Origin of the sequence: Winogradskyella sp. SM1960 (assembly GCF_020179375.1) — a bacterium.
Taxonomy (GTDB): Bacteria; Bacteroidota; Bacteroidia; order Flavobacteriales; family Flavobacteriaceae; genus Winogradskyella; species Winogradskyella marina.
Genome location: NZ_JAICBG010000001.1, coordinates 1057151 through 1071317, shown reverse-complemented (window position 1 = coordinate 1071317; position 14167 = coordinate 1057151). Strand labels below are relative to the sequence as shown.

Below are 14167 nucleotides of genomic sequence, written 5' to 3'. Positions count from 1 at the left end.
TCAATAAATATGAGAGAAAATTATGAAGTCCTAAATTTTGAATCTAAATATTCACTTATATTCGTTCCATATTTGCATCAATTATGAAGAGAAAAATTACCTTAAAACAAATTGCTAGAGAACTCGATGTATCTATTTCTACAGTATCTAAAGCATTGCGAAATAGTGCTGAAATTAGTGATGATACAAAACAAAAAATCCAAGCTTTTGCAAAACTCTATAACTATAGGCCTAATAATATTGCATTAAGTCTAAAAAACCGACGAACGAATACCATTGGTATTATTATACCAGAAATTGTTCATCACTTTTTCTCAGAAGTGATACGAGGTGCAGAGTTGGTAGCTAATAAAAGAGGGTATAATGTTATTATTGGTCTCTCTAACGAGTCCTTTTCTAAAGAGGTGATTAATATGGAAATGCTTGCTAATGGTAGTATAGATGGATTTATATTATCTATGTCTAAAGAAACACTGCAACAACAAGATTACCATCATTTTAATGAAACGATGAGCCAAGGGATGCCCGTTGTTATGTTTGATAGAGTAGTTTCGGAAATTAAATGCGATAAAGTTATTGTAGATGACTTTAATGGGGCAAAAAATGCCGTTGAAAAATTAATTGAAAATAAATGTAAATCCATTGCTTTAATAAGTACACCAGACTATGTGAGTGTTGGTAAATTAAGAACTCAAGGGTATCTTGATGCACTAAATGAAAATAACATTTTAGCAGAGTCTAAACTAATACTAAAAATAGATGATACCGTAGATTATGAGGTTCATTTAGACGCGTTAGAAGCTGAAATAGAACAGCTTTTTAAAGCGAATAAAAAAATTGATGGTGTATTTGCAGTGAACGAGTTGTACGCCTTAACAGCTATGAAAGTCGCTAGGAAATTAGGGTTAAATGTGCCTAATGATGTACAGGTCATTGGCTTCACAGATGGAGTTTTGTCAAAGCATGCAACACCAAGCCTAACTACGGTTAGCCAGCATGCACAACAAATGGGGGAGAAAGCAGCGCAACTATTAATAGACAAATTAGAGAGCGAAGTTAATTCTGCAGACGAAGAGTTTCATACTGTGGTTATTGCCACCGATTTAGTTGAGCGAGAATCCACTAAATAAAAAAAATATTATTGTCGTTTTAAAATCTTTTATATCTTTACGCCATATTCAAAACTTATATTTTCACTTCTCACATAAGTTTTGATAAGCTAAGCTTGTCAGAATAGTATTAACTCTAATATACTATTTCATGAAAAAGCGCATTCTCGGATTCTGGGAAATTTGGAACATGAGTTTCGGGTTTTTGGGAATTCAATTCGGTTTTGCTTTACAAGGTGGCTTTATGTCACGAATTTTCCAAACACTTGGTGCAGATAAGAGCGATATTCCATTGTTGTGGATTGCCGCACCACTAACTGGTTTACTTGTGCAACCGATTATCGGTTATATGAGTGACAGAACTTGGCATTCACGTTTTGGACGTCGACGACCTTATTTCTTAATTGGAGCTATAATGAGTTCCATTGCTTTATTCTTTGTGCCTTACTCTCCAGCTTTATGGATTGCAGCCGGTTTTCTATGGATTCTCGATGCTTCAATTAATGTATCAATGGAGCCTTTTAGAGCTTTAGTAGCTGATAAATTAGATGAATCTCAAAGAACTTACGGTTTTGTAATGCAAACTTTAATAATAGGAATCGGAACTTGGGTCGCTAGTAATTTGCCTTGGCTCGTTTCACAAATGGGAGTTAGTGATGCTGCTGATTTAGGAGTCGTACCAAACTCAGTTAAAGTTGCTTTTGCTATAGGAGCATTTGTGTTCCTCATAAGTATTCTCTATACGGTTTTTACAACCTCAGAATATCCTCCAGAGGATATGGAAGAGTTTGAAAGAGAAAAAGCACAAAAAAGTAGTTTTGTTTCAGATATTGTAGATAATATAGGAAACATGCCTTCTACGATGAAGAAGTTAGGTGTTATTCAATTTTTTAGTTGGTTTGCCTTTTTTACTATGTGGAGTATGGCAAATCCAGCATTAACAGAGCACGTTTATAAAATGCCTGCACCAATTGAAGCTAATTATGATATGACTACCGTTGAAGGTCAAGAAGCGTTTGCTATTGAAAATACAGCATTTCAAAAATCTTCAAATTTAGTTGGTTCAGCTATGGGAGTATACGGCTTATCTTCTATGGCATTTGCATTGTTATTCGTGTTTTATACATCAAAACGAAATATCAATAGAAAATATGTTCACATGTTGTCCTTATTTATAGGAGGAGCAGGATTTCTTTTAATGATGGTCGTTTCACCTGAACAACTTAAATATTGCTTCATGTTAATCGGTATTGCTTGGGGAAGTATTTTATCTATGCCGTATGCAATGTTGTCCAGTTCAGTAGACCCTAAAAAAATGGGCATGTTTATGGGTATTTTCAACATGTTTATTGTAATTCCTCAAATTATAGCAGCACTTGGAGGTATCAATTTCATTTCTGGTCTTTTAGGCGAAGAAGCTATCCACGCAATGACAATTGCAGGTATAAGTTTAATCATTGCTGGATTTTGTAATTTCTTGATTACGGATAAAGGAGCAATTTCATATCAACCTACAGAATAAAATATTAAAATGAACAAAAAAGGATTCATATTCGATCTCGATGGTGTCATTGTAGATACCGCAAAATATCACTTTTTAGCATGGCAACAGCTTGCTAAAAGTTTAGATATCAATTTTACCGAAGAAGAAAACGAACAACTCAAAGGCGTTAGCCGCGTTCGTTCATTAGAAAAAATATTGGCTTGGGGAAATAAAACCATTAGCCAAGATCTTTTTGATAAACTCATGGGCGATAAAAACGAAGAGTATTTAAGCTATATCGCAGAAATGGATGAGAGTGAAATCTTGCCAGACGTGCCAAGAGTTTTAAAGCTGTTGGAAGCATTAGATCAGCCAATTAGCTTAGGTTCTGCAAGTAAAAATGCGAGAACCATTTTAGAGCGTGTTAATCTAAAATCTAGTTTCAATGCGATTGTAGACGGTAATGATGTCTCAAAAGCAAAACCAGATCCAGAAGTGTTTTTAATAGCGGCTGACCAAATTAACATAAAACCAGAAGACTGTATTGTTTTTGAAGATTCAGTTGCTGGAGTAACTGCAGCTAATACTGCTCATATGATTTCTATAGGAATCGGAAGCAAAGACGTATTAGGACATGCAAACTACGTATTCAATGATTTTACAGAAATCTCAGACGATTTTATAAAATCTTTAATTAATAATTAGAAACAATTTGTCACATTGAGCGCAGTCGAAATGTCTTAGATATTAGACTGTTTGAAATTAAATTATAAAAAATAATAAGATTAATAGAAAGACACTTAGGTCTAACAACGTAGTGATCTTTATTCTATTTTCTAACATCTAAAAATATATGAACCTAGATTACATCATCCCAAACAATTGGTCAATTTTAGAAGAAGGTTTCGACCCCAATCAGGTTAAAGCTTCAGAAAGTTTGTTCAGCATCGGAAATGGTGCCATGGGACAACGTGCAAATTTTGAAGAACAGTATTCAGGGCCAACCTTTCAAGGTAGCTATATCGCTGGAGTATACTATCCAGATAAAACCAGAGTAGGTTGGTGGAAAAATGGCTATCCAGAATATTTTGCGAAAGTATTAAATGCACCGAGTTGGATTGGCATCGATATAAAAATTAACAATGATCCTCTCGATTTATTCGCAAGTAAAAAAGTAGAAAACTTTAGAAGAGAGTTGAACATGAAAGAAGGTTGGTTGTCCAGAAGTTTTAAAATAACACTTCAAAACGATGTGGAATTACAAGTGGAAACCAAACGTTTTTTGAGCTTAGATTTAGATGAAGTTGGGGCCATAGAATATTCGGTTACACCTCTAAATTCTAATGCAGACCTTGTCATTACACCATATATTGATGCTGGTATTACCAATGAAGATTCTAATTGGGATGATGCGTTTTGGAATATTTCAAACGTAACAGTAGAAAACAATCAGGCATTCATAGAGGCACAAACCATGAAAACTAATTTTCATACCTGTACGTTTATGCAATCGGAATGTTTTGTGAATGACAAAAAATTAGAGTTGCAACCAAAAGCTGTTAAAACGGATAGTAAAATCAGTTTTACTTACAAGCAGTCTATCAAACAAAATGAAACATTTACAATACATAAGTTTGGTGGTTATACAGTAGACCGATCTCATGATGAAAATAAATTAGTTGCAGCAGCAAAAACAGCATTACACACAGCAACAACAGCTGGATTCACTCAGCTTTTAGAAGATCAGAAACAGGCTTGGGCTCAAATTTGGGACATGGCAGATATCACTATTGAAGGTGATGTAAAAGCACAACAAGGTATCCGCTTTAATATTTTTCACCTTAATCAAACCTATTTAGGAACCGATGAAACATTAAATATTGGTCCAAAAGGATTTACGGGTGAAAAATACGGAGGAAGTACATATTGGGATACAGAAGCCTATTGTATTCCGTTTTATATGGCCACCAAAGATCAGAGTGTCGCTAGAAAGCTATTAGCTTACAGGCATAATCACTTACAAAAAGCCATTGAAAATGCCGAAAAATTAGGTTTTACAAATGGAGCTGCATTGTATCCTATGGTAACCATGAATGGTGAAGAATGCCATAACGAATGGGAAATTACTTTTGAGGAAATCCATAGAAATGGAGCTATTGCTTTTGCTATTTTTAATTATTACAGATATACAGGCGACTTTAGTTACATTCCAGAAATGGGTCTCGAAGTTTTAATTGGTATTGCACGTTTTTGGCATCAAAGAGCTAATTTTTCAACCCAACAAAATAAGTATGTTATTTTAGGTGTTACAGGGCCAAATGAATACGAAAACAACATCAACAATAATTGGTACACTAACTATATTGCTAAATGGTGTATTAACTACACGTTGGAAACCATAGAAAAAGTAAAAGAAGGGCATAGTGATGATTTTGCAAGAATTTCTGGTAAAACAAAAATTACAGACGATGAATTAGCACTTTGGAAAGAAGTAGCTGATAATATGTATTTCCCATATTCTGAAGCGCATAATGTATATCTTCAACAAGATGGATTTTTAGATAAGGAATTAATTACGGTTGAAGATTTAGACAAGTTGCAACGCCCAATTAATCAAAAATGGTCTTGGGATAGAATCTTACGTTCACCATATATTAAGCAAGCCGATTTATTGCAAGGCATGTATTTCTTCGAAGATCAATTTACAAACGAAGAATTAGAGCGCCATTTCGATTTTTACGAACCTTTTACAGTTCACGAAAGTTCGTTGTCGCCTTGTGTACACAGTATTCAAGCAGCTAAGTTAGACCGAATGGATCAGGCTTATACCTTTTACTTAAGAACATCACGTTTAGATTTAGATGACTATAATCATGAAGTGCACGAAGGTTTACATATTACTTCTATGGCTGGAACTTGGATGAGTATTGTAGAAGGTTTTGGTGGTATGCGTGTTAAAAACGACACCTTATCTTTTGAACCTAAAATTCCTGAACAATGGGAAGGCTATTCATTTAAAGTGAACTTTAGACATCAGATTATTAAAGTGAGTGTCAACCAAAATGAAACGCGATTTGAATTAGAAGGCGATAAAGATTTAGAGATTTTAGTAAATGGTAAATCGGTTATGATTAGTCCTACTGATTTGATTACCGTTTAATTGAATATAGATTTTCCTGTCAGGTTTTTCAAAAAAAAAGACCTAGTAGGTTTCTAAAACCTACTAGGTCTAAAAAAAACTATTAAAAGCACGATGAAAACACTAAAACAAATCTTTTTAATTCTAATGGTTGTCAGTGTGTTTTCATGTAAAGAAACCACTTTAGAAGAGAAAATAGTTCCTGAAACTATTACAGAAATCAGAAATGATATTGAAAAAGTAGAGCCACCAAATTGGTGGATTGGTTTCAAAAATCAAGACGTACAATTACTAGTAAAGCATCCTAATATTGGGAAAGCGACAGCAAAAATTTCATACGCAGGAGTTAGCTTAAAAAAATCACATCAAGCAGACAGTCCTAATTATCTCTTTTTAGATGTCGTGGTTTCTGAAACAGCTAAAGCAGGAAAATTCAATATTAAATTTCAATTTGAAAATGATTCAGAATTACTTCAAACTTACGAGTTAAAGTCAAGAGAGAAATCTGCAGAAGACTATATTGGTTTCGATAGTTCGGATGCTATTTACCTTATTACACCAGACCGTTTCGCAAATGCCAATCCTAATAATGATGAGGTTAACGGATTATTGCAACAAGGCATTGATAGAGCTGATGACTACGCCAGACATGGAGGTGATATACAAGGCATCACGGACCACTTAGATTATATTGAAGATTTGGGATTCACAGCTGTTTGGCCATGTCCTGTTTTAATTAATGATATGCCAAGAGGTTCGTATCATGGTTACGCCATGACTGATTTTTACAGAGTAGATCCACGTTTTGGAACATTAGAAGAGTACCGAAAATTATCAGATAAATTAAGGTCACGCGATATGAAACTTATCATGGATCAAGTGGCTAATCATTGTGGATTATACCATTGGTGGATGGAAGATTTACCGTTTAATGATTGGGTTAACGACCAAGAGAATTATGAAGAAAATATTGACAATTGGGATTGGAAGGTGACTAAAACATCAAACCATAGACGGACTACAAATCAAGATCCTTATGCGTCTAAAATAGACCATAAAGAAATGGCAGATGGCTGGTTTGTGTCTAGTATGCCAGATTTAAATCAGCGTAACCAATTTATGGCGAACTATATTATTCAAAATAGTATTTGGTGGGTAGAAACCTTAGGTTTAGGAGGCATTCGTCAAGATACATATCCATATCCTGATAAAGCATTTATGAGCAATTGGGCAGGTGCGATTATGAATGAATACCCTAATTTTTCTATAGTAGGAGAAGAGTGGAGTTATAACCCGTTGCTCATTGGCTATTGGCAAGACGGTAAAAAAAATAAAGATGGTTACGAGTCTAACTTAAAATCGACTATGGATTTTGCCATGCAAAAGCATATTGTTGATGCACTAAATGAAGAAGAATCTTGGGACCAAGGCCTCGTAAAAATGTACGAAGGTTTAGCCAATGATTTCGCATACACATCGCCAAAAGGTATTATGGCATTTTTAGATAACCATGATAAGAGTCGTGTGTTTACAGAATTTAATGGTGATGTTACAAACACCAAAATGGCTTTAAGTTATTTACTGATGCTACCAAGAATTCCACAAATATATTACGGCACAGAAATCTTGATGGATGATTTTGACAATCCTGGAGATCATGGATTAATAAGAACTGATTTTCCTGGTGGATGGCATGGTGATTCGGTTAATGCTTTTACAGGCGAAGGGTTATCAGTAGAACAAAAAGACATGCAGTCATTTTTGAAGCAAGTTCTAAATTATAGAAAAACAAGTGAGGCGATTCACAATGGTAAAACCAAACATTTCTCACCGGAAAACGGAATATATGTCTTGGCGAGAATTTCAGACAGTGAAACCGTTGTACATATCATCAATAAAAATGAAAGTCCACAAGAATTGGATTTATCACGATTTGAAGAATTAGGACTCAATGGAAAATCTTTGAAAAATATCACTTCAGGAGAGAACAAAATTTGGAATAATAGTTTAAAGTTGAACACTAAAGGGAGCTTAATACTGACCACGAAATTTTAAAAGACCTTGCAGGTTTTTTAAACCTAGCAGGTCTAAATGCCCCAATTAAAAAAATCCTGCAAGTTCCGATAGCTATCGGAATCAAAAACCTTGTAGGTATAAAAACTAAATATGAAAAAAAATATTTTCTTAATCATAAGTCTATTATTTACGGTTTCAATAACGGCTCAAAATTTTGAGCGTGTTTTTAAAAATATTGAAGATAAAAACACCCATTTTGAAATAAACGTAAATGACGGTAAATATATAATTTCACGTTACTCTTCTGAAATCATAGAAACAACCTTTCTTCCAAAAAAGGAAGTTAAAAACTCTAATTCGCACGCCGTAGTTTTAGAATCCAATATTGAATATTCATTGTTAGTTGAAGATGAAAAATCGGCTATGATTATTACCGATGACTTAAAAGTTAAAATCACCAAAAGCCCTTTCCAAATATCCTACTACTACAAAGACAAACTCATCACATCCGAAAAACGAGGCTATTATAAAAGTGAACACCAACCCATGGAAATGGTAAAAGGCAACATTGTAGCTGATTCCACGGAAAAAATAGAATTCAATCTCACTAAAGACGAAATACTGTATGGAGGAGGAGCCAGAGCTTTGGGTATGAATCGAAGAGGAAACCGTCTGCCATTGTATAACAGAGCTCATTACGGTTACGAAACGCATAGTGAATTAATGAATTATACGATGCCAATAGTCTTGTCGTCTCATAAATACATGATTCACTTTGATAATGCACCAGTCGGCTACCTAGATTTAGATAGCAAAGGCGATAATACTTTAACCTACGAAACAGTGTCAGGAAGAAAAACCTATCAAGTGATTGTTGGTGATTCTTGGATGGACATGATGGATAATTATACCGATTTAACTGGAAAACAACCCATGTTACCACGTTGGGCTTTGGGTAATTTTTCGAGTCGTTTTGGGTATCATTCTCAGGAAGAAGTAGAAATGACCATCGATAAATTCAAAGACGAAGACATCCCGGTTGATGCGATTATTCTCGATTTATATTGGTTCGGAAAAGCCCTAAAAGGCACCATGGGAAATTTGGAAGTCTTTAGAGATTCCTTTCCAGATTTTGAAGGCATGGTAAAACGTCTCAATACTAAAGGTGTAAAAACCATCACTATTACCGAACCTTTTGTTTTAACAACGTCTAAAAAATGGGATGAAGCTGTAGAAAAAGACGTATTAGCTAAGGACTCTATTGGAAATCCAGCCAAATACGATTTCTATTTTGGCAACACCGGACTCATAGATATTTACAAACCGGAAGGCGAAAAATGGTTTTGGGACATCTACAAAGGATTAGCTAACATAGGCGTTGCAGGATTTTGGGGAGATTTAGGAGAGCCGGAAGTTCATCCAAATTGGGTACAGCATCACACAGGTTCGGCCAATGAAGTTCATAATACTTACGGTCACGATTGGGCAAGATTAGTCTATGAAGGTTATGAACGCGATTTTCCAAATACAAGACCCTTCATTTTAATGCGAGCAGGTTATTCTGGTTCACAACGTTACGGCATGATTCCGTGGTCTGGTGATGTTAACAGAACTTGGGGAGGCTTACAAAGTCAACCTGAAATTGCCCTACAAATGGGCATGCAAGGTTTGGCATATATGCATTCTGATTTAGGAGGATTCGCAGGGGATAATCTCGATGATGAGTTATATGTACGTTGGTTGCAATATGGTGTTTTCAACCCTATATTTAGACCACACGCGCAAGAAGATGTACCAAGCGAGCCAGTCTTCAGAAGTGAAAAAGCGAAAGCTTTAGCTAAAGAAGCCATTGAATTACGTTACAAATTATTGCCCTATAATTACAATTTGGTTTATGAAAATAACCAATTCGGTAAGCCCTTAATGCGACCATTGTTTTTTGAGGAATCTGATAATCCTGAATTGTTTACGTACTCAAAAACCTATTTATGGGGAAATGATATTTTGGTGTCACCAGTTTTAGAAGCTGGTAAAACAGAACAAGAGGTGTATTTTCCAAAGGATAATGTGTGGTTCGATTTTTATACCAATGAGAAAATTGAAGGTGGACAAACTAAAACGGTTCAATTAAAAGAAAATTCAATTCCAACGTATGTGAGGTCAGGTGCTTTTATTCCAATGGCTAAATCGATGCAAACGACATCAAATTATGATAGTGACAGTTTTGATTTACATTATTATTTTGATAAAAGTGCAACTGAGAATATGAGTGAATTTTATAGTGATAATGGAAACAGCACAAACACTATTCAGAATGGAAATTATCAATTAATGGAATTTGAAGCTGAATATAAAGGCTCTAATTTAAAATTTAAGTTAGACGCAAAAGACGGTCCAAGATTTACTTTACCGGATAAATCAATCGAATTAATAGTCCATAACATTCAGGATACACCTAAGTATATTAAAGTAGACGGTAAAAAAGTTGAAGTAAAATGGAACTCAGAAACCAAAACTTTAAATGTTCCTATCACATGGAAAGCTTCAACCGAAAAAGAAATCAAAATCAAACTAAAAGGATAATGTTGTTGTCATTTCGACAGAGTGAAGCATGAACGACGAGAAATCTCATATTTATAAAAAAATGAAAAACTATAAAATACTCATAATTGCATTGGTGACATTTACTATGTTATCTTGCAAAAACGAATCGAATGAAACGGTCACTGAGCACATTCGAAGTGAAGAAATAAAACAAAACATGAAGAAAAAGGAAGTCGTTTATCAAGTATTTACACGTTTATTCGGAAACACAAATACCACCAACAAATCTTGGGGAACACTTGAAGAAAATGGTGTTGGTAAGTTCAATGATTTTACAGATAAAGCCTTAAACGAAATCAAAGATTTAGGTGTGACGCATATTTGGTACACAGGAGTGCCACATCACGATGTCATTACAGATTATACCGAATTTGGGATTTCAAACGATGATCCAGACATCGTAAAAGGTCGTGCTGGTTCTCCTTACGCAGTAAAGGATTATTATAATGTAAATCCAGATTTAGCCGTTAATGTTGAAAATAGATTACAAGAATTTGAAGAGCTAATTGAGCGTTCACACAAAGCCGGTTTAAAAGTGATTATCGATATCGTTCCCAATCACGTGGCTCGAAATTATCAAAGTTTAACCAATCCTGAAGGGACTTCAGATTTTGGAGCTGAAGATGATAAAACAAAAACCTACGACGTTAATAATAATTTCTATTACAATCCAGGAGAGGGTTTTAAAGTGCCAGAATGGAAACATGGTTACCAGCCTTTAGGAGGCGAACAACACCCAATGGCAGATAGTAAGTTTGAAGAAATTCCAGCAAAATGGACAGGAAACGGATCAAGAGCATCGCAACCCGATATGAATGATTGGTATGAAACTGTTAAAGTGAATTACGGTGTTTCACCAGAGGGTAGAAAAGATTTTGATGAACTTCCAAGCGGATTTGAGAATGAAGATTACAAGAAACATTTTGAGTTTTGGAAAGATAAAACCGTACCAAGTTCTTGGGTGAAATTTAAAGATATCGCTTTGTACTGGACCGAAAAAGGAGTCGATGGATTCCGTTATGATATGGCAGAAATGGTACCAGTAGAATTTTGGAGTTATATGAATTCGCATGTAAAAATGCAGAATCCTGAGGCGTTTTTATTAGCAGAGGTTTATAATCCGAGTTTATACCGCGATTATATCCAAAAAGGAAAAATGGATTACTTGTATGACAAAGTTCAGTTGTACGATACCTTAAAACACGTGATGCAGGGTCATGGAAGTACCAATAATATTCCACCAATTCTAAACGAATTGCGTGATATTGAACACCACATGCTTCATTTTCTCGAAAACCACGATGAGCAACGTATTGCAAGTCCAGATTTTGCAGGAAGTGCAGACAAAGGAAAACCTGCTATGGTCGTTTCAGCAACATCTTCCACCGCACCAACAATGATTTATTTCGGACAGGAATTCGGAGAGCCAGCAACAGAAGATTTAGGGTTTGGCGACCCAACACGTACATCTATTTTCGACTATGGAAGCGTACCTAGTGTAGTGCGTTGGGTTAATGATAAAAAATTCGATGGCGGACAATCTACAACAGAAGAAAAAACGCTTCGTGATTTTTATAAACGCCTTTTAAATTTCACTATTAATAGTCCTGCTTTAATGGAAGATTATCAAGATTTACAAAGGTATAATCAAGAGCATACAGAATGGTATAATGATAAAGTTTTGTCTTTTGCACGTTGGAGCGAAGACGAGAAACTGCTTGTTATTTCAAATTTCAATGCCGATAATACCTATGGATTTGAGTTGCAACTGCCAGAAGATTTGGTAGAAAAACTAAAACTAGAAGAAGGCGAATACACCGTAAAAGACCAGTTGTACAATAAGTACACTTCGACGTTAAAAGTTGAAAATGGTAAAGCCGAAGTGAGAATTGATATCCAACCCTTAGAGTCGTTTATTTTAAAAATTGAAGAAAAATAGTTAATCGCAACAGACCTGTCAGGTTTCTAAAACCTAGCAGGTCTTAAAAGCAATTAATAACCGTCACTTCGAGTGAATTTGTGAAGCATGAACAAATTTGTATCGAGAAGTAATAATAAAAACACATGAAGAAACTAATTTTATTAACCCTAATCCTAATCATTTTGAGCTGCAAAAATAAGGACACGGAAAACAAAATTGCTGCTGTAGAAACAGCGCAGCCTATAGAAACACCTTTTATTTGGGAAGGGGCAAACCTTTACTTCTTATTAACCGATCGTTTTAATAATGCTGACCCTTCAAACGACATCAACTTCGATAGAACTAAAGAAACAGCCAAGTTAAGAGGTTTCAAAGGAGGTGACATAAAAGGCATCACCAAAAAAGTAAAAGAAGGCTATTTTACAGATTTGGGAATCAACGCCATTTGGATGACACCAATTGTTGAGCAAATTCATGGAGGAACCGATGAAGGCACAGGTGTTACGTATGGTTTTCATGGCTATTGGACCAAAGACTGGACAAAGATTGATCCTAATTTTGGAACTAAAGAAGATCTACACGAATTAGTAAAAGAAGCCCATGCTAAAGGGATTAGAATTGTTTTAGATGCGGTTATCAACCATACAGGACCAGTAACAGAAAAAGATCCTGTTTGGCCAGAAGAATGGGTAAGAACAGATAAACAATGTTCTTATGATAATTATGAAAATACGGTTAACTGTACGTTGGTTGCTAATCTTCCAGACATTAGAACAGAAAGTAACGACAATGTAGATTTACCACCACAATTAATAGAAAAATGGAAAGCAGAAGGACGTTATGAAGAAGAAGTTAAAGAGCTCGACGAATTTTTCGAGCGTACGGGTCACCCAAGAGCACCTCGTTTTTACATTATGAAATGGCTCACGGATTACATCACAGAATTTGGTGTGGATGGTTATCGTGTGGATACTGTAAAGCATGTGGAAGAATATGTTTGGACAGAATTTAAAGTAGAATGTGATTTTGCATTTGCCAAATACAAAAAGAATAATCCTGAACTAGTTTTAGATGATAACAATTTTTATCTGCTTGGCGAAGTTTACAATTATGGGGTTAGTACAGGTCAGGAGTTCGATTTCGGAGACAGAAAGGTCAATTATTTTGATCCACCAAGTTTTCAAAGTTTAATCAATTTTGAGTTCAAATACAATTCAAAAGATAACGATTATGAAGATTTATTTACGCATTACGATGCTATTCTACATGATGAATTGAAAGGATTCGGAACCGTGAATTACCTAAGTTCTCATGATGATGGTCAACCTTTTGACGCGCAAAGAAAAAAACCATTTGAAACTGCTAATAAATTATTGTTATCACCAGGAACATCTCAAGTGTATTATGGTGATGAATCTGCAAGATCTTTAGTTGTTGAAGGTACAGAAGGAGATGCCACTTTACGCTCATTTATGAATTGGGATTCTATAGCCAAACGAAAAAGAACAAAGGAAGTCTTGACGCATTGGCAAAAATTAGGTCAATTTAGAGCTAAGCATCCTTCAATTGGTGCAGGAACGCATCAAATGATAACTGAAGAACCGTATTACTTTTATAGAAGCTACGAAAACGAAGATTTTAAAGATAAAGTTGTTATAGGTTTAGATCTTGAAAAAGGTAAAAAAGTAATTGATGTCTCTAAAGTTTTTCAAGAAAGAGTAATGCTTCGTGATGCGTATTCAGGGGAAACAGCAACCGTAGAAAATGGAACTGTAACTATAAATTCCAATTTTGAAGTTGTATTATTAGAGAAAGAATAAATTAATTACAGACCTTTGGTCTCGCAGGTTTTGAAAACCTCGCAGGTATCGAAAGTTGAATGAAGACCCTAATGA

General features: G+C 35.1%; 8 protein-coding genes. All 8 read left to right on the top strand.

The window, feature by feature from the left end; translation table 11 throughout:
• Positions 1–83: 83 nt before the first annotated feature.
• Positions 84–1130 carry a LacI family DNA-binding transcriptional regulator gene (locus tag K1X16_RS04645; protein WP_225035213.1) on the top strand — a complete coding sequence of 349 codons (1047 nt, stop codon included), beginning with the start codon at positions 84–86 and terminating at the stop codon, positions 1128–1130.
• Positions 1131–1260: 130 nt separating this feature from the next.
• A complete protein-coding gene (locus tag K1X16_RS04640) occupies positions 1261–2631 on the top strand; it encodes an MFS transporter (protein ID WP_225035212.1) in 1371 nt (456 codons plus the stop codon).
• 9 nt (positions 2632–2640) lie between these two features.
• Positions 2641–3297 (top strand): beta-phosphoglucomutase, encoded by a 657-nt coding sequence (gene pgmB, locus K1X16_RS04635; RefSeq protein WP_225035211.1) that lies wholly within the window; start codon positions 2641–2643, stop codon positions 3295–3297.
• A gap of 148 nt (positions 3298–3445) precedes the next feature.
• Positions 3446–5752, top strand: coding sequence for a glycoside hydrolase family 65 protein (locus K1X16_RS04630; protein WP_225035210.1), 2307 nt, complete (start codon positions 3446–3448; stop codon positions 5750–5752).
• 93 nt (positions 5753–5845) lie between these two features.
• Positions 5846–7786: a glycoside hydrolase family 13 protein gene (locus tag K1X16_RS04625; protein WP_225035209.1), complete on the top strand. Its 1941-nt coding sequence runs from the start codon at positions 5846–5848 to the stop codon at positions 7784–7786.
• A gap of 111 nt (positions 7787–7897) precedes the next feature.
• The gene (locus K1X16_RS04620) at positions 7898–10330 is read left to right on the top strand and encodes a TIM-barrel domain-containing protein (protein ID WP_225035208.1); all 2433 of its coding nucleotides are present in this window, start codon (positions 7898–7900) and stop codon (positions 10328–10330) included.
• Between the two features lie 61 nt (positions 10331–10391).
• The gene (locus K1X16_RS04615) at positions 10392–12290 is read left to right on the top strand and encodes an alpha-amylase family glycosyl hydrolase (RefSeq protein WP_410529985.1); all 1899 of its coding nucleotides are present in this window, start codon (positions 10392–10394) and stop codon (positions 12288–12290) included.
• 125 nt (positions 12291–12415) lie between these two features.
• A complete protein-coding gene (locus K1X16_RS04610; protein ID WP_225035207.1) occupies positions 12416–14092 on the top strand; it encodes an alpha-amylase family glycosyl hydrolase in 1677 nt (558 codons plus the stop codon).
• Positions 14093–14167 lie beyond the last annotated feature (75 nt).